The sequence below is a fragment of the Microcystis sp. M083S1 genome (genome assembly GCF_020246405.1).
GTDB classification, from domain to species: Bacteria; Cyanobacteriota; Cyanobacteriia; order Cyanobacteriales; family Microcystaceae; genus Microcystis; species Microcystis aeruginosa_C.
The window spans coordinates 1-23,671 of record NZ_JADBTB010000245.1; the positions used below are offsets into that span (position 1 = coordinate 1).

The following is a 23,671-nucleotide window of genomic DNA, read 5'->3' on the forward strand; positions in this document are numbered from 1 at the left end:
CGTTAAGCCAGAGGAGGTGGAAAGAGCCGTAAACTTGATTAACAATCGTCCTCGAAAATGTCTTGACTATCGTACCCCGAATGAGGTATTCTATAAAGATAGATCAGACAGTGATGCAATTCAGACTTGAATTGGCCGTTTTGTTTAGTTTTGACGATAATGGTAGTGATAACAGCGATAATTTCTTGGGTTTCTTGGATGAGGGATTGAATGCGGTTTTTGGGAACTAACTCTGATTTTTCTAGTAATTGCAGCCAATACAGGCTTTCTCTTGCTTCTTTTTGAGAGATGCTCATTTTATGGATAAAATCAGCTTTACTTTGTCCCGACTGTGCTTCTTCGATATTAGCTCCAACAGAAGTTGCCGCTCTCAAATACTGTTTTCCCAATATCCAACCTGCACCATCTTTTCCTTCCTGCAAAAATTGATAAAGTTTAATCGCCCGCAGTGCATAATCAAAACAACGCTCCCGAATATCTATTGGCTTCTTCTCCTTCATAATCCTCAATCCCCCATTCATAATTTATAATTTCCCCATTCATAATTTATATTTTATAATTCATAATTCCCCATTCATAATTCATAATTCATAATTCCCCCATTCATAATTCCCCCATTCATAATTCCCCCATTCATAATTCATAATTTATAATTCATAATTCATAATTTATAATTTTAAGGAAGTCCCAGACAATAGAACGCCCCCCAGTAACGATAATCCTGAAAAGGCACTGCATCGGGAGCAAATTCGTCAAGCCACTTGATCAATTCGCCGATTTTCTGATAATTGGCTTGAGCAGTATCGGCGTTCGGGTCCTTAGTTTGGCGCATTTGTTGCCAAGTCTGATAAGCCTGCTTCAAATCGGCATCTAAACGGTCCCGCCAGTCTTTTTGGCAAGTCTCCCGCATCGCTTGACGAGCCTGATGTAGAGCCGTTAAACGTTCCTCTCCGGCCCGCCGTGCGCGGTGGTACTCCCGGGAAAACAGCGCCGTCGCTAGATCAGCCACCGCCCAATGACTACTAATCACAGCACGAGCGCCCCCCAGCAGAAAGCCTGTACCTAAGCTGAGGGGTTCGTCCAGTAATTCCCGTCGCAGGTTTCCCTCTTCATCTCGGGAAGTGGCAAAACTGAGACCGGTTTCACAACAGGAGAGAAACACTTCCGACAATTCGGGAAAACGCCACAGGGGACTAAGTAAATCCCGGAGGGTGACTTTTTGCTCCCCGTCTAGGACGAGGTGGGAGTTGAGGGGATCATCGGGGCGGCTGGTGGCGTGGTGGCTGGAGAGCAACGCCTGCACTTGTTTCAGCAATTGCAGATAAGAGTCGGGGGTGACTGTGCGCCCCTGTAGCCGCCGTTGGCGAGGCACGTTCCAGGTTTGGGCGACCCACTCACACTCTAGGGGAGTATAGGGCAAATCCTCTGTGGTGTTTTCCACAATCCCCAGGGTGTCGGGAGTCGGTTGCGATCGCTCTTGGCACAGTCCGAGAATTTTCGTACTGGGGACAAACTGAAGGCGAAAGCGATCGCCCAGTAGTTGACCTTGGGCGGTGGGTAGAAGGTCGAAGGGAATTTGGTGCAGGAACAGGTGGGGAATCAGAATTAACTCAGTGATGCCCTGGAGGTGCTGTTGGATGAGGGTATCGAATTGCAGGCGGGTTGCCAGTTCTTGCAGACGAGTGGCCATAGCTTGGTGCCACTCATCCCGACGCTGCTGGCGGGATTGGGCGGTCTCTACTTGATTAATCGCAATGTAGGGGTTAACCCAGTTGTCGATCAACCAGTTTTGCAAGTCGTTGGCGGACTCCGGGGGATTGGGAATAGTGTGGCAGTTGACCCCTTCCCCGCCATCCCGGGAGGGGCGACGCAGGACAAAGATGTGGGTATGGGTGGCGGTGGTGTAGAAGCTGAGGAGGGCAGTCTGGGGAGAAGGAAGCAGCGCCGTTAGTTCATCGAGTCGGGGTTGGGGTTGGGGTTGCTGAAGTTGGGCGGTGATGGCATCAAAGCGGTAGAGAGCATCCCAGGCTTGATGTTCGGCGGCTTCGGCGGCCTGGAGTTGTTCAGTGGCAAAGCTGGCGCGGGTGTTACCGATGGGGTAGGGTTGGGGTTTCTGGGTGAATCCGGGCTGGTCGAGGGGGTCTTGACGGAGTTGGGATTGGATCTGACGGCTTTCCTTAACCTGCTGATACCAGGCTTGGATCTCTGGGGGAACGCGCCCATCGGCGTAGAGGTCGCCCACAGCGATCAGGTCGGCGAGGCGTTTGGAGCGGGAACGTTCGACGGTTCGCAGCGCCAGGGAGAGGTCGCCTTGGTTAACGGCGGCTTGGATCAGGTTTTCATAAACGCCGATGGACTCGCGGACAATCTCTTGGCGAAGGGCTTCACTCGTTGCCCAGGCGCGGCTTTGTTCAACGGCTTCCACGGCGACGCTGTAGCCTTCGATGGCAATGTCCCACCAACCCTGCTGGAAACCGAGATTGCCTAAGTTGCGCCCACTTCTCAGGGTGTCAGCAGGTAAGAGAGTGGGGTTGAGAAAGGAAAGTGCTTCTCGATAATTGGCGATCGCCCGTTCTAGGTTGGCTACCGGCTCTTGACCCAGTTCGGCTTGGGTGACGTAGGCTACGCCCAGACCAGTGAGGGTTTGGGCTAAATATCTTTCTAATCCGGTTTGGCGGAAGATGGTGGCGGCTTCGGTGAGGGCGGCGATCGCCTGTTCTAGGTTGGCTACCGGCTCTTGACCCAGTTCGGCTTGGGTGAGGTAGGCATTGCCCAGATTAGTGAGGGTTCCGGCTAAATCCCTTTCTAATCCCGGTTGGCGGCGGATGGTGGTGGCTTCGGTATAGGCGGCGATCGCCCGTTCTAGATTAGCTACCGGCTCTTTCCCCAGTTGAGCTTGGGTAACGTAGGCATTGCCCATACCATTGAGTGTTGCGGCTAAATCCCTTTCTAATCCCGGTTGGCGGCGGATGGTGGTGGCTTCGGTGTAGGCGGCGATCGCCCGTTCTAGGTTGGCTACCGGCTCTTTCCCTAGTTCGGCTTGGGTGAGGTAGGCATTGCCCAGATTATTGAGGGTTCCGGCTAAATCCCTTTCTAATCCCGGTTGGCGGCGGATGGTGGTGGCTTCGGTATAGGCGGCGATCGCCCGTTCTAGGTTGGCTACCGGCTCTTTCCCTAGTTCGGCCTGGGTGAGGTAGGCATTGCCCAGATTATTGAGGGTTTGGGCTAAATCCCTTTCTAATCCGGGTTGGCGGAAGATGGTGGTGGCTTCGGTATAGGCGGCGATCGCCCGTTCTAGGTTAGCCACCGGCTCTTTCCCCAGTTCGGCTTGGGTGACGTAGGCTACGCCCAGATTATTGAGGGTAGAGGCTAAATCCCTTTCTAATCGCAGTTGGCGGTAGATGGTGGCGCAAAATTCGTATCCATAGACGGCAATGGCTAGGTTAATGCCTGGATTACCTTTAGGAAATTCATGAAAAGCATAAGCAAGATCATAGAGGAGTGCCGCTAGTCCGTAAGTTTCCTCTGGACTGGCTTGTTCCTTGGTATGATTTCCCCAAGCACGGAGGAGGTTAACTAAGTTTTCATCTAAGAGATGGAGGTTATTGTCAAGCAGGGGATAAATTACTTGGGGGTTTCCGCCACTTTCTACGACAGTTTGCAGTAGGGTTTGTAAAAAACTGATGTAGGGGTCTTGGTTGTCTCTTGGCGGGTCTAAAATTTGCTCTAACTGTTGCGCCATATTCAGCAACCATCTCCCGTTATTGCTGTCTCCTTGCTGTTCTAAGAAGTCTGCATACTGCTTCATCACAGCGACTAAGCCTGCATCAACTAATTCCGCGTTAGCCTCTAATAGCGCTGGTTCCTGACCATTTTCGCACTGGAAGAGCGCTTGGATTAGGGCTAAGTAAGCTTCTATTCTTGCTTCGTTCATGATTGGTTTTAGTAGTAGTGGTTCTAATTAAATTGAAGATAGATTTTGGGTTTGATCCCCCCTTAGTCCCCCCTTGATAAGGGGGGTGTTGATCCCCCCTTAGTCCCCCCTTGATAAGGGGGGTGTTGATCCCCCCTTAGTCCCCCCTTGATAAGGGGGGCATCTGATAATTTTTAACGCCTACCTAATCAGATAAGAACTCTTGACAATTAATTATATGTTATAACGAAGTTAAATTAATGATAGGTGTGGTGCGTTACGACGGATTGTTAGATGATTGAGTAGGGGCGAAGCATTCGGACAATAACCTATTACTGAAACCCTAGATTTCCTATCCGAATGCTTCGCCCGTACCCCGAATTTTTCTCTAGCAAACTCAATTGGGAATGGGGGGTGAGTGCGATCATGGATTTTAAGCTATAATCAAAGATGTTGATTTATCCCATGAGGTAACAATGTTATCGATTAATCTAGATCGAGAAACCGAGAACTATCTAGCAGACATCATTTCCGAAGAGAATATTAGCTCAGAAGAACTTCTGAAAAAACTCATTTACGAACATTGGCAAAGCTTAAAACCGCGTAAAACTTTATTACAACGCCGGGGAGGTCATCCTCAGCATCTTTTAGAAAATGCTCCACCTGATTTGTCATTGCGAGAAAACCGCAAAAAAGTAGTAGCAGAATATATACAAAACCATCATCAGCAAGATCATTCATGACAAATTATCCCCCCAAAATTATTACAGATAGCAGTATTTTATTCGCCTATTACAGTTCCCAAGATAATTATCATCTGGCTGTCGTCAACTTTTTTGAACAATGTTCCAGCGACTTGATTACAACTGTTGCTTGTATAACAGAAGTAATGTATCTTTTGAGCCATAATTATCGAACGCAAAATGAATTTTTAAGTGATTTATCCCACCAGCTTTATCAATGTATTCCCCTTTTACCACAGGATTTTGCCAGAATCATACAACTTAATGAACAATACGCTGACCTACCGGGAGATTTTGCAGATCTATCTTTAATTACTATTTCTGAAAGACTTAATATTTCTGCAATTATTACCTTAGATAGTGACTTTGATATTTATCGCCGTTATCGAAAAGAACCTTTTGAACGAATCTATTTATAACAATAAAATTTCAGGGCTATTTTATTCTAAAACGTCATGTCATTAAGGGGAAGCAACCCTTCATCTATATCAGGAAAATTGTCTGTAATGTCTGGCAAAGTAGTCAGCAAAGAAAGTAGAGAACCAGAAGAAATCGGCTCAATGATTAAGCGATGACCTTCTTTGCGTAACAAAACCTCTGTGCTTGATAAGGCAAGTTCAGGAGGAATATTTAAGACTTGCTCTTGTCCACTTGTTAGTAAAGAAACCTGACGTAAGTTTTGCATCTGTTGACCTCTTTTTTAATGATCACCTTACTATTTTATAACAGGGAACAGGGAACAGTAGTAGTAGGGTGCGCCCTTCGATAGCGTAACGCACCAAATAAATTAATGATAGGTGTGGTGCGTTACGACGGATTGTTAGATGATTGAGTAGGGGCGAAGCATTCGGACAATAACCTATTGCTGAAACCCTAGATTTCCTATCCGAATGCTTCGCCCGTACCCCCAACGCACCCTACATTCTGATATTATTATTTTTAAATAAATTTTCCCAATTCATCAAGCAAATCCATCGCCACCGTTAGCCAGTCCACCGCACCCTCTGAAGACGGCTCAGGCGTTGCTTCCTTTACCCCTTCCGGACGCGAGACTAAGGGTTTAAAATTCTCATTATTCTCGCTGGCCTTCTCTTCTAAAAACTCCTTTAATAGCGTCGGACGCTCATAGTCCTGCCGATAGTCCCAGACCCAGTTTAACACTGTGATTACCTCCGCTCGCTGTTCCGCCGACCAGCCTTGTTTATCGATATACTGCGCCATGATTTGCTGACAGTTTTCCCACCGACGGTAAGCCTCCCACAGCGCCGATATAGGTTTCCTCATCGCCAAGGACACCGCACCGCCTTCTGGGAAATCCTGGCGCAGGTCCGAACTCAACAGAACCCCAGTTAACCAAGCTCCCCCTTCCCCTAGCTCGACTAAAATATAGGCTAGGGTTGCCGGATTTAGGTCAATTTCGACACTAATTTGGCTTAAATCCAACGGTTCTTCACCAGAGTCTTGAGGAATCAACACAGCTTCCAGTTTACCCAGCTTGGGTAGTACCACTTGAGCATTATCAGCCGCCGCAGCATCTACCTCTATCCCATGCTCTTCTAGATAATCTGTCAGCACCGCCGCCGCTAAGGTGTTCTGGCGAAATTCCCCAAAGCTGGGATAGGGAACCCAAACAGAGTCGGCTAAATCTGTTTTAGGGTCTAAACCCGCAAGTTTAGCTAACTCAACAAGATCATCTGTATCTGCATTAGCAAGACGCAGGTACAGTTCTTCAACTTCTCGAATAAAATCTGCATCACTCATAACGTAATACCTGACGACTTAGATAGGGTTGGGTTTTATGCTTTAAAAATAACTTAGCTACTGCTAACTCAAATACGTTCAATTTGTGTCCAGAAATATCATCTTTAAATAAATTTTCTAAACCCGTAATCACAACCTGACGCATTTCATGAGTAAATGTCGCTTCAACGCTCCAGGGAACACCCGCAATTAACATTTTACCCAGGGAATCCGCTAATTCCCCAATCAAAACAGGCTCACCTGTCCTATTCTCGAACACCCACACAGGCTGATTATTTGCTCCCTTGTGACTAATTTGCGCTATTTTAAGCTGAAACTTATCCCCCTGGGACTCTTTTTGACGCTTTTCTCTAACTCCCTTTAAGTTTGCTTTCGATAAATCAGGAGTTATAGAGCCTTCTAGTTGAGACTTGCTTTCCTGTTCTCCTCCTAACTGACGTTCAATCTCTAATTCCCTTGCTAAAATCTTTTTCAACGCCTCATTTCTCAACTCAGAAGGCATTTGGCCATTCTCCAGTTTTAAGCGTAACTCTCCCCCCCGCAAACCAAACTTAACCCGTCCAAAAGAAAAATCAAGCCACTGCTGATTAAAAATAATCCGCACCGATAGGGAAAACGCCTCTGGATCAGACTTTTTCAAAAGCGAAAAAACACCCTTAGACTCAGGCGCAACAGGTTCTCCCGAAATCTCTAAGTGCAGACATTCGGGACATTTATTATCATGTTCTGTCACCGCAATTGCCCTTGATTGCTTTGCCATCATCCTAGGCCTTTCAAACCCTTAACTGTAATAATTGTACTGTATGTGGGGTTTGCGGCAAAAAGTTTGTTGTTTTGCTCATAAAGTCCCAAAACCATTTTTTAGCAAAGCTGCTACCGATAAGTAGTCGTGCAAAATAAATTTCCTAGTGAAGAAAGGCAAAAGGCAAAAGGCAAAAGGCAAGGGGGGTTAGATATGTGTAATTAATTTTGCTTAGGTACTTATTCAGCTAGTCCTATTTACTTTTCCAGATTGCCTATCCCCAATTCATAATTCATAATTCATAATTCATAATTTCTGAAGGATTGGATAATTGAAGCCTTCTGAAGCAAAAGAATATCTGTGATTGCCATCAAAACTGTTATATTATAGAAAAATATTTCTGAAATTTTTCCTATGCCTCTAATTAAAATTCAAACTTCTGTCACCTCCCTCGATGATGAGACGGTTAATCAACTTTTGCAGAGTCTTTCGGCTAAATTAGCTAAACATCTGGGAAAACCCGAATCCTATGTGATGACAGCTTTAGAATCGGGGATAAAAATGACTTTTGCTGGCACTTTTGAGCCGGTGTGTTATGTGGAGATTAAAAGTGTTGGTTCTATTTCCGCCGCTCAAACTAAAAGCATGAGTAGTGATTTTTGTCAAGAAATTGAGGCTTATTTAGGAATACCGAAAAATCGCATTTATCTAGAATTTGCCGAGGCGAAAGGTGATCTTTGGGGATGGAATGGCACTACTTTTGGTTAATTTATGCCAAAATTATCGGAGATAGGGCTTATTTTAACTCTCTGGTTAAGATTTTTGCCTGTTCAATCCAAGCTAACATCACCGCAATATCGGGACATAAATCGCGTCTTTGCAGATTAGCCACCTGAAAATTGATGTTTGTGCCAATTGCGGGGATGAGCCTTTTTCTGTCAACTCTTGAGGTTGACGCGTTTCATTTTTGAATTGGCGGATGGTATTAAAGTAGAATATAGGGATTATACTAAGTATAGAAAAATTACAGCTTTGTTTCTAAAGATGAAGTGTAACCTAATTTGGTATCGAATCCTGACGACCGGCTCCCCAAAACGAAAACTTTGTACTTCACCATTAAGATAACTGCTATAAGATGAATTTATTAGAAGAAGTTAAGGCAAAAACTAAAGAATTTCGTACCGATAACTATCCTATGTCAATCGGAGAGATTATTAGTCTTTATAATAACAAAGAAATGACAATTAATCCAGATTTTCAAAGATATTTTCGTTGGACAATAGCCCAAAAAAGCCGATTCATAGAATCGATACTATTAGGAATTCCTATTCCCTCTATTTTTGTCTATCAGAGAGAAGAAGATAGTGTTTGGGAATTGGTGGATGGATTACAAAGGATTTCAACAATTTTGGAATTTGTTGGCGATTTAAGAGATGAGGACGATGAAACTAAGAAAAAACCGAAACTGGTGCTTCAAGGTACTAAGTTATTACCTAGCTTAAACGGAGTTATGTGGGAAGGTGCAGAGGAAGGAGAGTATAATTTGCCCCCATCTCTAAAAATAGACTTCAAAAGAGCGAAAATACAGGTTCAGATTATCCAAAAAGAATCGGATAAAAATGCTAAGTTTGAAGTTTTTGATCGTTTAAATACCGGTGGCTCTTTTTTATCTTATCAAGAGGTGCGTAATTGTCTTTTGATTATGCTAGATAAAAGCCTATATAAGTGGTTAGAAGACTTGGCAGAAAATGAGAACTTTAAAAATTGTATTTCCCTATCCGAGCGATTAAGACAAGAACGCTACGACTTGGAACTAATTCTTAAATATTTTGCCCTGTCTTCTCCCACATTTGATCCAAAATCATTGAACAAAAAAGAGGTTAATGAATATTTGACTGACTATCTGATAGAATTATGCAATTCCAGGACTTTTGATCGTGTGTTAGAGCAAGAAAAATTCGCTAAAATGTTTTTATTGCTTGATCAAGCGACGAATGAAGATACTTTTACCAAATATGATGGAACAAGATTTAAGGGTAAATTTCTCGATTCTGCTTATGAAGCGATCACCACAGGATTACGAGAAAATATTGATGATTACTCTACTCAAGATATTGAACTGCTAAGAACAAAAATTCAGGAAATGTGGTCAGAATCTGACTTTATTTATAACATCGGTACGGGATCGAGAGCTAGAACTAGAATGCTCAAAATGATTGAATTTGGCAAAAAATATTTTAAAAAGTAATGAGTAAAGATAATAGAACTATCGAAATTCTCCAGAAAAACTTAGATGAAGATATGGCATGGCGAATTAAAGAACTTAGTATTTTAAAAAATAAAATTCCTCCACAAAAAGGAACTGAGCAAGATGTATTAATTAGAGCCGGAATAACCACTCTCTATGCCCATTGGGAAGGTTTTATTAAATATGCAGCAGAATGTTATTTGCAGTTTGTTTCCTTAAAAAAATTAAATTATCATGAACTGGATTACTGTTTCGTTGCCCTTAGTTCTAGAAAATCTATAAATGAGTTAATAAAAACCAATAAATTTAAGTTACAAAAAGAGATGATCAAAAATTTACTTGATAACCTAGAAAATACAGCTTATATACCCTACGAAAATATTATTAACACCAAATCTAATCTCAATTTTGAAGTTTTCACTGATATCTGTACTATTCTAGGAATTGATGATAGTGATTATCAACTGAAGCAGAAAGCTATTGATGAACAACTTCTCACCCAAAGAAATAAAATTGCTCATGGCAAGTATTTAACTATCGATTATGAAGAATACATCAATACTTATAATTTAGTAATTAAATTAATCAGAGATTTTAAAGATGATCTATTAAATGCCGCCGTGACAGAACAGTATAAAAAAGTCAAAAGTATATAGGGTTAATAAGCTATTATAAACATAAAAAAAGTTGATAGACCGTTTTGGTTCTATCAACTCTTAAAATTATCTATTCAAGAACTAAAAATTAACGTTCTTGAAAGACAATTTTTTTGTCCAGGGAAGGACGGTTATTCGACTTAGAGGGGTACTTACTACCACCACTGCGGGGAGTTTTATTAATCACCGGTTTACTGCTCGTCGCTGCGGGAACTTCCCAATCGGTTTTCATCCACTGGGGACAATTTTGATCGTAGATCATTTGCAGGGCAGCCGCTGCGATCGCTTGTGGATCGTATTCTTCACTTAAATCCCGCACTAAAGGCAAGAAAGAAGCCATACGTTCCCCCGATAAAGCCTCTTTTAGCTGATTTTGCAGCTTGGCCAGACGTTTTGCTTCTACTTCCGCACGACTAGGAATGGGACTAGATTCCAGACGTTGACGCAGACGCTGTTCAATCTGACGTAATAAACGCCGATCGATCGGTTCTACTAAAGATATAGCAGTTCCCGTTTTACCGGCGCGGCCGGTGCGGCCAATGCGGTGAATATAGGTTTCGGCATTATCTGGCAGATCATAGTTAATAACGTGGCTGAGATTTTCCACATCTAGACCGCGGGCCGCGATATCTGTGGCTACCACTAATTTAATTTTGCCCTCGCGGAAACGTTGCACCAGTCGTTCCCGTTGCACTTGGCTTAAGTTACCGTGGTATTCATCCACCGTTTGCCCCGCTTCTTGCAGTTTGCTGGTTAATTCGGCTGCGGTTTGCTTGGTGCGGACGAAAATAATCGCCGATTCTAGGGGTTCGATCTCTAACAGGGGTTGCAGGACTTTTAATTTCGTCCAACCGCGAGGGATCAGATAAATTTTCTGCTCGATCTTAGCAGGAGCGGCCTGGGGTTGAGAAACCGTCACAGAAATGGGAGATTTCAAGAAATTAGCGATTAAATCGCGGATTTCCCGGGGCATAGTTGCCGAGAAACAGGCGGTTTGACGGGTGGAGGGGGATGCTTGCAGAATTTTCTTAACATCATCGATAAAACCCATACTGAGCATTTCGTCCGCTTCATCGAGGACTACCCAGTTTAGGGATTCTAGATGGAGTTTTTTGCGATCGAGCAGATCGATTACCCGGCCGGGAGTCCCGACCACAATCTGGACACCTTTTTCCAGACTGCGGATCTGACGTTCCATGGATTGACCACCACAGACTGTCAGGATAAAGAGACGACGATCATCAGAGAAATCTTTGATGGCGCTGGCTACCTGTTGGGCTAATTCCCGGGTGGGGGTGAGGATTAAAGCTTGAACGTTAGGATTTTTGGTGTCCATGCGTTCCAGTAAAGGCAGGGAATAGGCGGCGGTTTTGCCGGTTCCCGTTTGCGACATTCCTACCATGTCATGCCCTTCTAGAAGGAGAGGGATGGCTTTGGTTTGAATTTCCGTGGGGGTGGTGAATCCAAGCGTTTCTAGGTGTTGAAGACGGCTATCGGATAAACCTAAATTGTTGAAACCAGTGGTCATAGGGATTGTTTTGTGGGAATTAAATTAGAAAAATGGAAAAATTAGACTATTTCGCCGTAGAGATCGTAGGTATCGGCCGAAGTGATTCGGACCTGCACGATCGCACCTAGAATCGCCTCACCTGTCACATAAACCAAGCCATCTACTTCCGGGGAAAAACGAGCGGAACGCCCGATTAATTCTCCCGTTTCCGGGTTTTCCTGTTCGATGAGAACATCGACAGTTTGACCGATATAAGCTTGATTTTTGCGTTCCGAGATTGGTTGCTGAGTTAACATCAACCTTTCGCGGCGTTCGTCCATAATTGCCTGTGGCACTGGATTGGGCAGGTCAAAAGCGGCTGTACCTTCTTCGGCGGAGAAGGTAAACACCCCGACGTGATCGAACTCATGACGCTTGACAAATTCCAGCAGATGGCTGAAATGTTCCTCGGTTTCTCCGGGGAAACCGACGATAAAAGTCGTTCGTAAAACCGCGTTCGGGATAGCTTGCTTGATCCGCTCGATAATGCCATCGTTGACTCGTCCTTGCCAGGGACGGTTCATCGCCCGCAGGATGTGGGGATGGGAATGCTGTAGCGGCAAATCTAGATAGGGTAAAACATTCGGGGTCTCTCGGATCGCCTCGATAACCTTTGGCGTTAACCCGGTCGGGTAAGCGTAGTGAACGCGAATCCAAGGTATATCGACTTCTCCCAGCGCTCGCAAGAGTTCCGCTAATTTGGGTTCGCCATATAAGTCTAACCCATAATTGGTTGTTATTTGCGAAATGAGAATTAATTCTTGGACTCCTTGGCTGGCTAATTGTCGCGCTTCCTTGACAATGGACTCGATCGATCTCGATCGCTGATCGCCGCGCAGGTGGGGAATAATACAGAAAGCACAGCGATAATCGCAGCCTTCGGCCACCCGCAGATAGGCGACTCCTTCGGTAGTGGTGCGATAACGGGGCAGATTTTCGTCGGCGATAAAAGTGGGATCGGTGCTGACTTCTTTGACTCGTTCTCCCGTCTCTACCCGTTCGACGATCTCGACAATTTTCTGATAATCCCCCGTGCCGACAATGGCCACGGCTTCCGGCAATTCCGTCAGCAGTTCATCTTGGAAATGTTGGGCCATACAGCCGGAGATAATAATTTTTTTATTAGCTTCCGCCAGTTCCACGAGGGTGCGAACGGATTCTTCTCTAGCTGCTTGAATGAAACTACAGGTATTAACGATAACGTAATCGGCCAACTCCTCGTCATTATCTACGGGATAGCCGGCCTTGGCCAGCAGTCCTAACATATGCTCGGAGTCGATCCGGTTTTTCTCACAGCCTAGGTGTGAGATAGCGATGGTTGGCTTATTGCCCATGCGATCGAGTATCAACCAAATCTTAAACTTCTCTAATGTTAAGACATTTTAACGGATTCCGGAATTGATAAAATCATTAGCAGTTAAAATAATTTCCCCCCCGTGGAACCGTGGCTAGGCCTTCACCCTGTTAAAATGGGTGAGCGGCGCATGGTTGGGGACGCTAAGAGTAGTATACGCTGTGAACTTAATTGCAACTTTCAAGACAAAAAACCCGATTATTGGCGTGGTTCATCTCGCCCCCCTGCCCACTTCCCCCCGTTGGGGTGGCAGTCTCAAGACGGTGATCGAGCGGGCTGAACAGGAGGCGACGGCTTTGGCTGCCGGTGGTGTTGATGGTTTGATTATCGAGAATTTTTTTGATGCCCCCTTTACTAAGCAACAGGTGGATCCCGCCGTGGTTAGTGCCATGACTTTAATTGTTGATCGCATTAAAAATCTGGTGGTCTTACCGATTGGTCTTAATGTTCTCCGCAATGATGCCCATAGTGCCTTAGCGATCGCTACCTGTGTTAATGCCCAATTTATTCGGGTTAATGTGCTAACGGGGGTTATGGCTACCGATCAGGGCATTATTGAGGGTCAGGCCCACGAACTCCTGCGTTATCGCCGCGAATTGGGGTCTGAGGTCAAAATTTTAGCGGATGTTTTGGTTAAACACGCCCGCCCCTTGGGAACCCCTAATCTGACTACGGCAGTGCAAGATACGATCGAACGGGGACTGGCAGACGGGGTGATCCTCTCTGGTTGGGCCACCGGTAGCCCCCCCAGTTTTGAGGATTTGGAACTGGCAGTGGCGGCGGCCAAGGGAACACCGGTTTTTATCGGCAGCGGGGCTGATTTGGACAATATCGGGCAGTTGCTGCTGGCTGCCGATGGGGTGATCGTGGCTAGTTCCCTCAAGCGTCATGGCAAAATTACTGAACCGGTGGATCCGATCCGGGTGTCGCAATTTGTGGAAACGGCCCGGCAGATCAACGATCAAAAGGCAAAAATTAATAATTCTCTGCCTTCTTTGCCTCTGTCCACATAACCCCTTGCTAGAATGGCGAATAGTTTCAGGGGATAGCTATCCTAAGTTTTTAGGAATTGAAAATGTCCTAATTAACGCGATATCGTTACGGAATTTTTCCTTTCGACAAAGTACATTTCGATTTACCTTCTGACTCCTGAATTCTGCTGTAATTTAATCTAAATAATATTATGCGTCGTCGTTCTGTACCTTGGATTCATCGCTACTCCCGGCCCCTAATTGGGGGCGTTTCGATCGTGGGGGCGATTCTGACCGGCTATTTAACCATTACCAAACTGACGGGAGGGGCTGCTGCCTGCACCGCCGGAGCTACTGATGGGGCTGGTTGTAGTGGTGTTCTTAATAGTCCCTACGCTACGGTTTTCGGGCTGCCCTTGAGTTTGTTCGGTTTTTTGGCCTATATTGCCATGGCGGTTTTTGCCCTCAGTCCTCTATTTATTAATGGGGAAACTCAGAAAAATCTCCGCAAAAGTTTAGAAAATAATACTTGGTTATTGCTGTTAGCGGGGGCGACGGCGATGGCGGTATTTAGTGGTTATTTAATGTATATTCTAGCCACGGACTTAAAGGAATTGTGTCCCTACTGCATCACTTCGGCTTTGTTCGCTTTAACCTTATTAATTCTCACAATTGTCGGTCGCGAATGGGAAGGTTTAGGACAAATTATACTGCCGATGGTTGTAGTGGCCATGATTACTTTTGTGGGAACTTTAGCGGTTTACGCAGGAGTAAATTCCCCGACGGTGGCAGCAGGAAAAGAAGAAATTACCCGGCCAATGACAGCGGCTAAACCTCCCTACGGTTGGGAAGTAACCACGGTTTCGGGAAAAGCAGAAATCGCCCTGGCTAAACATTTAAAAGCAATTGGTGCGAAGGAATACGGGGCTTTTTGGTGTCCCCACTGTTACGATCAAAAACAGTTATTTGGTAAGGAAGCGGGAGAAATCCTCAAAAAAGAAGGGGTTTATATCGAATGCGATCCCCAAGGGGTTAATGGTAATCCCCAAGCTTGTCGCGATGCCGGAATTAAAGGTTTCCCCACTTGGATTATTAAGGGTCAAGAATATTCGGGAACCCAAATATTAGAGAAATTAGCGGAGATTTCCGGTTATACCGGCCCGATGAATTTTAAATATACAGTTCCGGGACGCAAGTAGGAAAATATTGAGGGGTTGAACTTTGTTCAGCCCCAACATTTTATGGTGTTTTTTCTCTAGATAAAGTAGAACCTGAATTTTGATTTTAGCAATAGAGGGAGATTGAAAGTTGCCAGATTTTGATCAACCTATACCCCAAGAAAAACTTGACATTATTGAGAAAACTAGAGCCAATTTATTTGTTTGGCGAGGTCAGTTTTCACCCCAACTGATAGAGACTATTTTAAGTTTCTATTGCCCATCTAATTCGGTCATTCTCGATCCTTTTGTGGGTAGCGGAACTGTTTTACTAGAGGCAAGTTATTTATCCCTAGAAGCTTATGGATTTGAGATTAATCCCGCTGCTTATATCATGAGTCATACCTATGAATTTATCAATGATTCTCAAAAAAAAGAAGTTCTTAAAAACCTGAGAAATATCGTCGATCAAGAATTTCCTTTGAGAATTTTTGAAGTCAGTGATCAAGTAGAAAATTTAGTAGATAAATTGCAAAATACTAGGAATATGCTACCGGATCGGTCAAAGGTTTTATTTGATGCTTTAGTAATCCTTCTTGATGTGTGTAACAATAAAATTACTCAGGAATTTATTCAGAAAAAATTTTTACATCTTAGTAATATAATTACTAAGCTACCTTACTCTCAAAAGCCGATCAGGGTTGGATTATCTGATGCTCGTTCTCTACCACTAAAAAATAATCAGATAGATTTTGTTGTGACTTCTCCACCCTATATAAATGTTTTTAATTACCATCAAAATTATCGTCAATCTGCTGAAATCTTAGGATGGGATTTACTCAAGATAGCCAAGTCAGAAATTGGCTCTAATAGAGCAAATAGGAGTAATCGTTTCTACACTGTAGTACAATACTGTTTAGATATGGGTGACATTTTAAAGGAACTGGCAAGAGTCAGCAAGCAGCAAGCAAGAATTGTTTTAATTGTAGGACAAGAATCTAACGTTCTTGGCGTACCTTTTTATAATGCTGATATTATTGAAAAAATAGGTGTCAAAACCAAGCTATTCCAGAAAGTATTAAGACAAAAAAGAAAATTTAAGAATAAATTTGGTAAAGTTATTATAGAGGATATAATTAATTTTATTAACTTAAATAATCAAGTTAGCCAAGAGGTAATAGAACAAATTTCTAGAGAGGTAGCATTCGAGGTATTGGAAAGCAGTAGGCTGTTTGTATCTTCAGAAAACCAGCTATGTTTAGAATCAGCAATTGCCAAAGTCAATAATATTCAAAAAACACCAATTTTAGATAAGAGATTATATATTGACCCTGTTAATATTTAATTTTAACGAATTGAAAAGATTTGATGCTTTTTCACAATTTATTGACTATTGCTATAGTTGTAATTAAACAGTAAACAATCCCAACCCAGCAACTAACTATAATGAGCTATTTATACTCTTATCGCCATAACTTGACCCAATTATTAGAAGAAATTAATTTACAGAAACCTTCGATCAAAATTCCTACCTTTGTTACTCATGACTTGGTAGATACTTATCAAATTTGTCGTCTAATTGATGATTTCATTTTTGAATATTTTCAAGAAAATAGAACAACAGACACAGACATTGCAGACAATAGGGATCAAAAAATCGATGATGCTTTGGATGAGTTCCAGTCTAAAGTAGTTGAAAAAATCCTGAAAGAAAAACAGGATTTTAAAAATATATCTCTCAAAAAGAAGAAAGGATTTAAAAATATTTTTGAGTTTGCTCAATGTGAAAACTTGTACTTATCGAATAAATATGTCAATCTTATCTCGGAAAGTCTAGGTCATACTTTAGAAGAAATTGCTTCTATTAGTTCACAGGTTTTTGTACCAGAAAAAATTCTAAATTTTAAAATCAAAGGTGTGGATTTAGTAGTTTTTAATCAAGGAATAATCAAATACACTCAATTAAAAACTAAAAAAGATACTCTTACTGGTAGCCAGAGTGATCGGAGTATCAATGAATTAAAAATACATCCTAACTCAGTTTTTGCCGCTGCTTTAGATATGGGCAATTCTTGGACAATTAGCAAAACCAAAGCTAAAGAGAATAATATTGAGCTATTAGCAGGGCAAGCTTTTTGGTCAATGTTGGACTTAGATTATGAAACTATCCTGAATAAGTTAAAGATGACAGTCAGGAAAATCGAAAAAAAACTTTATCAAGTTTAGCTACTTTGATGTATAATAGAGAGGTAGATAAGTTGCTAATTATTGGTTATGACTCAGGTAAATCTACAAAAAGCCGCTAATATTCTCGGTGTAACTACCGCAGAAATACTAACATGGCAAAAGAAAAAATTAATCAAAGGTCAGAAAATCAATCAAGTTGATTGGTTATTTGATCTCGAGCAATTAACCAATCTTAAAAATAACCAATCCCCCGGAGAATTGAAAATTTTACAAACTGTTGAGCCAACTAATTACACGGTTATTGAATTATTTGCTGGCTGTGGTGGTATGGCTTTAGGTTTAGAAAATGCGGGACTAAAAACGCAATTACTGGTGGAAATCAACCAAGATTGTGTTAATACTTTAAGACTCAATCGACCGCAATGGAATGTTATAAATCAAGACATAAAAAAGATTAAATTTTCTGATTTTAGAGACAAAATAGATGTTGTAGCTGGAGGTTTTCCCTGCCAACCTTTTAGTTATGCTGGGTTAGGAAAAGGATTAGAAGACTTGAGAGGGAGCTTATTTTTTGAGTTTGCTCGTTGTTTACAGGAAGTGCAACCTAAAATCGCTATGGCCGAAAATGTTCGAGGATTATTAAGCAATAAAAAAGGAGAAACCCTGCAATTAATGCTGCAAGCTTTACAGGAAATCGGTTATTATGCTGCTTATCAAGTTTTATCGGCTCAATTTCTCGATGTTCCCCAAAAAAGAGAAAGATTAATTATTATTGCTACCCGTCAAGACCTAAATATTAAACCGATTTTTCCCCAATATAAAAACTATACTATTTCTCTGAAAAAAGCTCTAGAGAATTGTCCCAGTTCTCCAGGAGTAGAATATAAAGAAAGAAAAAAAGAGATTATGTCCTTAGTTCCCCCAGGAGGAAATTGGCGAAATTTACCGATGGATATTCAAAAAGAATATATGAAAAATAGTCTCAAAAATCACGGCGGACGGACAGGATATGCTAAAAGATTATCTTGGGATGAACCGGCTTTAACTATTACCTGTAGTCCGGCACAAACCCAAACAGAAAGATGTCATCCCCAAGAAACTCGTCCTTTGACTGTGAGAGAATATGCACGAGTGCAGTCCTTTCCCGATGATTGGCAATTTACCGGTAATTTAACCTCTCAATATCGACAGATTGGTAACGCGGTTCCCGTTAATATGGCCTATCATCTTGGTGGCTGTTTAATTAATATGTTGCAGGGGGATTATCTGGGGGAAACACAGCCAAAAACCGAACAGTTAAGCATTCCGGGGTTAGAAGTTAATTAATTTTGACTAAAAGTAAATAGTTTTTACCTAATCAGCAATAGCTGGAGAAAAATTAAGTAGCTAGATACAATTAATCACACATATCTAACTACTTCTTGCATGAGTGCCTATCCTCAGCCAGAAATTGATTTTGTCGGATTTTACTGTCTGGAGTCTGTAGGGTTGATTCATGAATCAACCCTACCCCGGCAGCAATTGATTTTGTCGGATTTTACTGTGCGGGGGGAATAACTTCTAACGGAATACTTTCAGTTTCTCCATCTTTAGATGGATTGACATCCGGACTTTTTTCTGCATCTGGAGTTTTTTCCACCGCTTTGGTTTCTGAGGTGGGGGGATTTTCGGGGGGTACTTCTGGACTGGGATTATTTTCCGGGATGGGAGTGAATTCCACTGGAGTTTCGCTTTCAGGAGACGGGGAAACTTCGGGGGAAGCTTCGATATTACGGGTAGTTTCCGTGGGAGTTGTTTCTATCCGGGGAGATTCTGGGGTAGTTGCGGGGGTAGTTGCGGGGGTGTCTTCGCTGGTTTTTTCTTCTTCCCGGGGACAGGCTGCCGATTCTAAACCGAGACGACATCGGACTTCCTCCCGTCCCAAAGATACGGCAATTCCCGACACCGACATTAACAAAGCTAGGATGGGTAAGATATTGTTCATAAAATTAGACTTGATTCTACTCCTCGACATCACATTATCTATTTTAGATAGGATCGAATTGATATTGAGAACCCTTTGGCCCCTCATTGCCGCGATTAGCACGCACCAAGGGAACTTGGTTAAAAATGTTAAAATCCGTGGTGCTTCCCTGCAAGGTGATTCCTCGATTTAAAGTTTCGACTACAGTAGCACGGTCAGAACTTTTAGCGATCGCTTCCCCTAATACTTTCATGGTATCGTAGGCGGTAGCAGTACGCCAACTGACGCGACCGCGCCAACTTTTCAGCGCATCTTTGGCAAAAGGATCCGTTGCTTGGAAACTCCAAGGTACTGCTAGAACTAATCCGTCGATGCTATCCGCTCCTTGAATAAGGATATCGGGTGTATAAAGTTCATTTCCGCCTAATAAGAGCATTCCAGACGATTCTTGGGCAATAGCCACGGCTTGATCTATGCGATCGCCGTCTTTACTCAAGGCCAAAAATACCACCCTAGCGCCAGCTTGTCTTGCCTGATCTATGGCGGTTTTAGCGTTAAAATTGGCTTTGGTTGTGTCTATTTCCTTAACTATCTTGCCTCCCGGTTCTTTAATCGCTTTAGCAAAGGAATCCTTTAATTTTTGACTATAGGGACTATCGGAATTATAAAAAAGAACCACTGAGGGAGAATTCTCTTGCTTACTAGCATAATTAGCCAAAGTTTTGGCCACTGCTTCCAGATAACTACCGAAAACTTCCTGAGACTTATCCTTAAGGGGAATGGTTTTCAGGGTTGCATTTCCCGTTTGACTAACACTGGTAGTCAGGGGAGAAAGAATCGCTAATCCTTCTTTTTGGTAACTTTCAATCGCTTTTTGACTAAAAGGATCGATTCCGTGGCCGATAACTGCCAAAACTTGACCGGATTGAATCAGATCATCGGCTATCGCCTTTGATTGTAACCCACCGCCATCATTAGCGATGACTATTTCCAAAGGATTACCAGAATTAGAATTATTAAACTCCTCTTGATACCTTGCCACACCTCGGAGAATTTCCTTGGCGCTGTTGGGGTCGTTAGCGATGGGGACAACAACGGCTATAGTCTTTTGATTACCTTTTTGTCTAGCTTTGGCGTTATTGTAATAGATTTTGCCCTCCGGATCGTTTGCTTGGGGAGTGGCCGCCAGTTGGTAAGATGCGATCGCATTTGACCAATCTTCCTTTTTAAAGGCCGCTGCGCCTTTTTCTTTGTTAGGAGTGGAATTAAGCAGTATTTTCTCACCTTGGCTAAATAAATCGGGATTTTTAGCCGTATTACTCACAAAAGTTGCCTTGGGTTGCTTGTCTGGGGTTTCTTCTGGTGTAACTTGGGAAGTATCGGGTTTGGGAATCAGCATTTGCAATAGACTCCAACCCCCTAAACCTGCGGTTAAAGCGGTAATTATCAAAGCGAAGGGAAGTAACCAGTTAGATTTTTGGCCGACTCTAGTGGTACCCCCCGGGGACACCACCACCGTGGTTTTAACCGTGGTTGTTACGGGATCCATCGCTTCCCTAGGCAGGCCACAGATAGGACAATCAGGAGTAGTATTGTCGCAGGGTTCATGACCTCCCGCAATCGCTTGCGGATAAGTTTTACCATCTTTAGGGATACCGTCACATTGCCAAGTAGTCATAATCAGTTATCAGTTATCAGTTATCAGTTATCAGTGGGTAAGTTATCAGTTATCAGTGGGTAAGTTATCAGTGGGTAAGTTAACAGTTATCAGATGTGAGTTTTTAAGTGAGCATTATTAAATAGCAGTTTCTTGCCATCTTTTCGCTGTTTACTGGTCACTGTTTACTGTTTACTGATTACTGTTTACTGTTTACTGGTCACTGTTTGAGGACGTTGTCGTAAGCTTTGGAAATAGAGGCCACCGATAAGCAGTAAAAAGAGGATATAGGCAACAATTTGACTGATATAGAGGTTTTGACGATAACCAAACAGGGATTTAAGGAGGAGTCCGGGGAAAGTGCGATCGCTCAAAATTTGGGAACCGTCCCAAACTTGAAAACCGAGAAGACAGGAGGAGGGGAGAGAAGGACAGAAATTGCGATAAAAAGGGTCAATTTCACTTAAAAGACTGATTCCTGCGTCGATATGTTTCAAAATACCGATGAGTAATCCGGCAACGATTAAGAGGAGGAAAGTCCCCATAATTTGGAAAAAGAGACGGATATTAATTTTTACTCCCCCCGCAAAGAGGAGAGTTCCCAACAAGGTTGCGACACTTAACCCCGCTATCGCACCGAAGGTTTGTATCTGCCAATCTTTTTGGAATTGGGCCAGGATAAAGAGAACAGTTTCAAATCCCTCTCGCAAGACAGCGATAAAAACGAGCAGAAAAATCGCTTTTCCTGCCCCATTTTCCGATTTTAAACCCGCTTTTACCGCACTTTCTACCTCAGATTTCAAAGATTTGGCCTGTTGAGTCATCCAAATTAACATCCAACTCAACATCAAGACGGCAATCAGTCCAAAAGTGGCGGCCAGCAATTCCTTAATCATTGGTACAAATGGACTAGGAGAGGCATCCACTTGAAAAAGGATTCCCCCTAGCAAAATACCGACCAAAACACTAGCCACTACTCCCGCACCAATACCACGATACACCCATGAGTTAAGTTGCGATCGACCCGATTTTTGTAAACAAGCGAGGACAATTCCCACCACTAAAGCGGCCTCGAAACCTTCCCGGAGAGTGATAATAAAAGTGGGTAAAGCGGAACTAAGATTCATAAGCTAGTCGATAAACTCTAGGTTTGATCCTAGCTCAAGCAAAATCCCGCAGCATCTTGCGAATTTCCAGATTGTGTAATTCTTCTTGTCCAATCATACCGCGAGCGAATTCTTCTAGGTAAATACTGGCATCTTCAACGGTTTCTAGGAGTGCTTTGTACAAATCAAGGGATTTTTTCTCATGATTGAGGCTCTCACTCAAGATTGCTTTGATATTATGTTCATAGCTTTCTTCGATGGGGGCAATTTTTAAGCTAGGATGACCTTCTAAACCGGTGAGAATTTCCCCAACTTGTTGCGCGTGGGTGAGGGATTCCGTGGCCTGAGTCTGGAAAAATTGGACGATGGGGATGCGATGGGGACCTGTCACCATCAGGGAATAGTGGGTGTAACGGACAACTCCCGCTAGTTCAAATTCCATGATTTCGTTTAGTTGTTCGATGGTTTTGTCTCTGTCTAGTTCTCGCATAAGATTCTCAATAATTTTTCTCTAATTGCAATTGTAGCTAATCCAGACTGGCTAAATAAATCTAAAAACCTTGTTGGCTAATATCTTTAGGCTTTTTTGCCATCAAAAAAGTGCCAGCCGTTTGAGCAATAGAGGGGAAAATTTAGGCACTTTTTCCCTGAAAATGCCTAAAACCCCACACCCCACGAAAAACCCTTTCAGCAAACCCTAGGTGATGCAAAAAGACTTTAGCTGGGGGAATAGCAACTCAAGAGGTCATTAAAGGTTTCATTTTGCCTTAAACCATCGAAAACAAAGTTATTACGCACTAATTCGCCACATATATCCGGTTCTATGTCCATGGCTTCGCGTAAACAGTCGATCGCTTTTTCTTGTTGACCGAGGGCGGCATAACAGCAGGCGGAATTATACCACGCATAGCGATCATCTTGATCGATTTTTAACGATTCTTCATAACAGGCGATCGCTTCTGGCAGGCGCTGTAATGCTTGTAAGATCACACCCTGTTGATACCAGGACCAGTAATCTTGCGGTCGGATATCGAGGGCGGTACGATAATTAAATAAAGCCTCTTGGGGATTGCCCCAATCCCGGAAAGCGTCGCCGCGACGATACCAGGCCCAATAATCCCGGGGTCGCACCCCCAAGGCCAGATCGTAGGAAGTGATAGCGCGTTCGTAATTTTTCAGCAATCGATAGGCCTCCCCTTGCCGGTAGGCTGCCCAATAGTCCCCCGGACTATGACTTAGGGCCCGTTGAAAACAAGCGATCGCTTTTTCGTAGTCCTTTAATTCCTGTAGATAAACACAACCTTGATCGTACCAAGCCCAATAGTTATCATCCTTTACCTGTGCAGCGTTAGCATAACTTTGAGCCGCTTCTTCATACATTCCCAAGTCTTCTAGTATCATACCCCTTTTGTACCATGCCCAATAATCATCTGGATAATATTCTAAGGCTTTTTCGTAGCTGATTAAGGCTCCAAAATAGTCCATTCTTTCTTTTAAAATATTGCCTTGGTCATACCAATCCCGATAGGTATCTGGACGGCATTCGAGCGCTCGATAGACAGTGAGTAGATAGGTCATAGTGATTAATCTATAGTAATTAGGTTCGTCAGTCTTATCAGTTATCAGTTATCAGTTATCAGTGGGAGTGTTGGGTGAGCAGTGGG

The 23,671-nt window shown here is 43.1% G+C and carries 21 protein-coding genes and 2 pseudogenes; 11 read left to right on the plus strand and 12 right to left on the minus strand.

The features are described 5' to 3' along the window. Nucleotides 1–130: pseudogene (locus tag IM450_RS21845) on the plus strand (IS30 family transposase); the annotation flags it as partial. A 76-nt stretch (nucleotides 131–206) separates the two neighbouring features. Here IM450_RS21845 and IM450_RS21850 read toward each other — a convergent pair. Both IM450_RS21850 and IM450_RS21855 read right to left on the minus strand, forming a co-directional pair. Continuing rightward, nucleotides 207–521: pseudogene (locus tag IM450_RS21850) on the minus strand (four helix bundle protein); the annotation flags it as partial. A 155-nt stretch (nucleotides 522–676) separates the two neighbouring features. Then, complete coding sequence (locus tag IM450_RS21855) at nucleotides 677–3,934, minus strand: CHAT domain-containing protein (RefSeq protein WP_287715547.1); 3,258 nt, start codon at nucleotides 3,932–3,934, stop codon at nucleotides 677–679. Nucleotides 3,935–4,389: 455 nt separating this feature from the next. Between IM450_RS21855 and IM450_RS21860 the strand changes: the two genes are divergently transcribed. Both IM450_RS21860 and IM450_RS21865 read left to right on the plus strand, forming a co-directional pair. Continuing rightward, nucleotides 4,390–4,656, plus strand: coding sequence for a hypothetical protein (locus IM450_RS21860; protein WP_046661765.1), 267 nt, complete (start codon nucleotides 4,390–4,392; stop codon nucleotides 4,654–4,656). Next, entirely contained in the window at nucleotides 4,653–5,075 is a 423-nt protein-coding gene (locus tag IM450_RS21865) for a type II toxin-antitoxin system VapC family toxin (protein ID WP_108937095.1), read from the plus strand. Before IM450_RS21860 ends, IM450_RS21865 begins: the two co-directional genes overlap by 4 nt. Before the next feature lie 26 nt (nucleotides 5,076–5,101). On the opposite strand, the gene IM450_RS21870 is transcribed toward IM450_RS21865, so the two are convergent. From IM450_RS21870 to IM450_RS21880, 3 genes are all read right to left on the minus strand, one after another. Continuing rightward, the gene (locus IM450_RS21870; RefSeq protein ID WP_046661767.1) at nucleotides 5,102–5,341 is read right to left on the minus strand and encodes an antitoxin; all 240 of its coding nucleotides are present in this window, start codon (nucleotides 5,339–5,341) and stop codon (nucleotides 5,102–5,104) included. A gap of 254 nt (nucleotides 5,342–5,595) precedes the next feature. Then, nucleotides 5,596–6,417, minus strand: coding sequence for a hypothetical protein (locus IM450_RS21875; RefSeq protein ID WP_287666263.1), 822 nt, complete (start codon nucleotides 6,415–6,417; stop codon nucleotides 5,596–5,598). Then, on the minus strand, nucleotides 6,410–7,177 hold the full coding sequence (locus tag IM450_RS21880; RefSeq protein ID WP_287666265.1) for a hypothetical protein: 768 nt from the start codon (nucleotides 7,175–7,177) through the stop codon (nucleotides 6,410–6,412). Before IM450_RS21880 ends, IM450_RS21875 begins: the two co-directional genes overlap by 8 nt. 396 nt (nucleotides 7,178–7,573) lie before the next feature. On the opposite strand from IM450_RS21880, the gene IM450_RS21885 reads away from it, so the two are divergent. The 3 genes from IM450_RS21885 (at nucleotide 7,574) to IM450_RS21895 (ending at nucleotide 10,063) form a co-directional block, all read left to right on the plus strand. Further along, entirely contained in the window at nucleotides 7,574–7,927 is a 354-nt protein-coding gene (locus IM450_RS21885; protein WP_002734736.1) for a phenylpyruvate tautomerase MIF-related protein, read from the plus strand. Between the two features lie 367 nt (nucleotides 7,928–8,294). After that, a complete protein-coding gene (locus IM450_RS21890) occupies nucleotides 8,295–9,407 on the plus strand; it encodes a DUF262 domain-containing protein (protein WP_002731650.1) in 1,113 nt (370 codons plus the stop codon). Further along, nucleotides 9,407–10,063: an MAE_28990/MAE_18760 family HEPN-like nuclease gene (locus tag IM450_RS21895; protein ID WP_287666269.1), complete on the plus strand. Its 657-nt coding sequence runs from the start codon at nucleotides 9,407–9,409 to the stop codon at nucleotides 10,061–10,063. The genes IM450_RS21890 and IM450_RS21895 overlap by 1 nt, the downstream gene beginning before the upstream one ends. Nucleotides 10,064–10,151: 88 nt before the next feature. Here IM450_RS21895 and IM450_RS21900 read toward each other — a convergent pair whose 3' ends face one another. Beyond that, the gene (locus tag IM450_RS21900; protein WP_004268339.1) at nucleotides 10,152–11,591 is read right to left on the minus strand and encodes a DEAD/DEAH box helicase; all 1,440 of its coding nucleotides are present in this window, start codon (nucleotides 11,589–11,591) and stop codon (nucleotides 10,152–10,154) included. 41 nt (nucleotides 11,592–11,632) lie between these two features. Continuing rightward, nucleotides 11,633–12,946 (minus strand): 30S ribosomal protein S12 methylthiotransferase RimO, encoded by a 1,314-nt coding sequence (gene rimO, locus IM450_RS21905; RefSeq protein ID WP_287666272.1) that lies wholly within the window; start codon nucleotides 12,944–12,946, stop codon nucleotides 11,633–11,635. 181 nt (nucleotides 12,947–13,127) lie between these two features. Here rimO and btpA point away from each other — a divergent pair, with 181 nt between their 5' ends. The 5 genes from btpA (at nucleotide 13,128) to IM450_RS21930 (ending at nucleotide 18,607) form a co-directional block, all read left to right on the plus strand. Continuing rightward, nucleotides 13,128–13,979, plus strand: coding sequence for a photosystem I biogenesis protein BtpA (gene btpA / locus IM450_RS21910; protein ID WP_002733035.1), 852 nt, complete (start codon nucleotides 13,128–13,130; stop codon nucleotides 13,977–13,979). Between the two features lie 170 nt (nucleotides 13,980–14,149). Beyond that, nucleotides 14,150–15,136: a vitamin K epoxide reductase family protein gene (locus tag IM450_RS21915; RefSeq protein ID WP_287666275.1), complete on the plus strand. Its 987-nt coding sequence runs from the start codon at nucleotides 14,150–14,152 to the stop codon at nucleotides 15,134–15,136. 109 nt (nucleotides 15,137–15,245) lie between these two features. Further along, complete coding sequence (locus IM450_RS21920; RefSeq protein ID WP_287666277.1) at nucleotides 15,246–16,439, plus strand: DNA methyltransferase; 1,194 nt, start codon at nucleotides 15,246–15,248, stop codon at nucleotides 16,437–16,439. Between the two features lie 101 nt (nucleotides 16,440–16,540). Continuing rightward, nucleotides 16,541–17,320 (plus strand): hypothetical protein, encoded by a 780-nt coding sequence (locus IM450_RS21925; RefSeq protein ID WP_002776909.1) that lies wholly within the window; start codon nucleotides 16,541–16,543, stop codon nucleotides 17,318–17,320. 48 nt (nucleotides 17,321–17,368) lie between these two features. Then, complete coding sequence (locus IM450_RS21930) at nucleotides 17,369–18,607, plus strand: DNA cytosine methyltransferase (RefSeq protein ID WP_287666280.1); 1,239 nt, start codon at nucleotides 17,369–17,371, stop codon at nucleotides 18,605–18,607. 211 nt (nucleotides 18,608–18,818) lie between these two features. On the opposite strand, the gene IM450_RS21935 is transcribed toward IM450_RS21930, so the two are convergent. The 5 genes from IM450_RS21935 to IM450_RS21955 all read right to left on the minus strand — a co-directional run bounded on the left by IM450_RS21935 (nucleotide 18,819) and on the right by IM450_RS21955 (nucleotide 23,585). Continuing rightward, nucleotides 18,819–19,265: a hypothetical protein gene (locus IM450_RS21935; RefSeq protein ID WP_004268347.1), complete on the minus strand. Its 447-nt coding sequence runs from the start codon at nucleotides 19,263–19,265 to the stop codon at nucleotides 18,819–18,821. Between the two features lie 43 nt (nucleotides 19,266–19,308). Further along, nucleotides 19,309–20,922: an ABC transporter substrate-binding protein gene (locus tag IM450_RS21940; RefSeq protein WP_004268349.1), complete on the minus strand. Its 1,614-nt coding sequence runs from the start codon at nucleotides 20,920–20,922 to the stop codon at nucleotides 19,309–19,311. A 185-nt stretch (nucleotides 20,923–21,107) separates the two neighbouring features. Then, nucleotides 21,108–22,028, minus strand: a complete 921-nt coding sequence (locus tag IM450_RS21945; protein ID WP_287666284.1) for an FTR1 family iron permease — start codon at nucleotides 22,026–22,028, stop codon at nucleotides 21,108–21,110. 34 nt (nucleotides 22,029–22,062) lie between these two features. After that, a complete protein-coding gene (locus tag IM450_RS21950; RefSeq protein WP_002731529.1) occupies nucleotides 22,063–22,497 on the minus strand; it encodes a ferritin-like domain-containing protein in 435 nt (144 codons plus the stop codon). 227 nt (nucleotides 22,498–22,724) lie between these two features. Beyond that, on the minus strand, nucleotides 22,725–23,585 hold the full coding sequence (locus tag IM450_RS21955) for a tetratricopeptide repeat protein (RefSeq protein ID WP_287666287.1): 861 nt from the start codon (nucleotides 23,583–23,585) through the stop codon (nucleotides 22,725–22,727). Between the last annotated feature and the right edge of the window lie 86 nt (nucleotides 23,586–23,671).

What these genes read in the sequence shown, in the direction of transcription:
- IM450_RS21855 (WP_287715547.1), bottom strand. Translation starts at nt 3,934, where the DNA reads ATGAACGAAGCAAGAATAGAAGCTTACTTAGCCCTAATCCAAGCGCTC.
- IM450_RS21860 (WP_046661765.1), top strand. Translation starts at nt 4,390, where the DNA reads ATGTTATCGATTAATCTAGATCGAGAAACCGAGAACTATCTAGCAGAC.
- IM450_RS21865 (WP_108937095.1), top strand. Translation starts at nt 4,653, where the DNA reads ATGACAAATTATCCCCCCAAAATTATTACAGATAGCAGTATTTTATTC.
- IM450_RS21870 (WP_046661767.1), bottom strand. Translation starts at nt 5,341, where the DNA reads ATGCAAAACTTACGTCAGGTTTCTTTACTAACAAGTGGACAAGAGCAA.
- IM450_RS21875 (WP_287666263.1), bottom strand. Translation starts at nt 6,417, where the DNA reads ATGAGTGATGCAGATTTTATTCGAGAAGTTGAAGAACTGTACCTGCGT.
- IM450_RS21880 (WP_287666265.1), bottom strand. Translation starts at nt 7,177, where the DNA reads ATGGCAAAGCAATCAAGGGCAATTGCGGTGACAGAACATGATAATAAA.
- IM450_RS21885 (WP_002734736.1), top strand. Translation starts at nt 7,574, where the DNA reads ATGCCTCTAATTAAAATTCAAACTTCTGTCACCTCCCTCGATGATGAG.
- IM450_RS21890 (WP_002731650.1), top strand. Translation starts at nt 8,295, where the DNA reads ATGAATTTATTAGAAGAAGTTAAGGCAAAAACTAAAGAATTTCGTACC.
- IM450_RS21895 (WP_287666269.1), top strand. Translation starts at nt 9,407, where the DNA reads ATGAGTAAAGATAATAGAACTATCGAAATTCTCCAGAAAAACTTAGAT.
- IM450_RS21900 (WP_004268339.1), bottom strand. Translation starts at nt 11,591, where the DNA reads ATGACCACTGGTTTCAACAATTTAGGTTTATCCGATAGCCGTCTTCAA.
- rimO (WP_287666272.1), bottom strand. Translation starts at nt 12,946, where the DNA reads ATGGGCAATAAGCCAACCATCGCTATCTCACACCTAGGCTGTGAGAAA.
- IM450_RS21915 (WP_287666275.1), top strand. Translation starts at nt 14,150, where the DNA reads ATGCGTCGTCGTTCTGTACCTTGGATTCATCGCTACTCCCGGCCCCTA.
- IM450_RS21925 (WP_002776909.1), top strand. Translation starts at nt 16,541, where the DNA reads ATGAGCTATTTATACTCTTATCGCCATAACTTGACCCAATTATTAGAA.
- IM450_RS21930 (WP_287666280.1), top strand. Translation starts at nt 17,369, where the DNA reads ATGACTCAGGTAAATCTACAAAAAGCCGCTAATATTCTCGGTGTAACT.
- IM450_RS21935 (WP_004268347.1), bottom strand. Translation starts at nt 19,265, where the DNA reads ATGAACAATATCTTACCCATCCTAGCTTTGTTAATGTCGGTGTCGGGA.
- IM450_RS21940 (WP_004268349.1), bottom strand. Translation starts at nt 20,922, where the DNA reads ATGACTACTTGGCAATGTGACGGTATCCCTAAAGATGGTAAAACTTAT.
- IM450_RS21945 (WP_287666284.1), bottom strand. Translation starts at nt 22,028, where the DNA reads ATGAATCTTAGTTCCGCTTTACCCACTTTTATTATCACTCTCCGGGAA.
- IM450_RS21950 (WP_002731529.1), bottom strand. Translation starts at nt 22,497, where the DNA reads ATGCGAGAACTAGACAGAGACAAAACCATCGAACAACTAAACGAAATC.
- IM450_RS21955 (WP_287666287.1), bottom strand. Translation starts at nt 23,585, where the DNA reads ATGACCTATCTACTCACTGTCTATCGAGCGCTCGAATGCCGTCCAGAT.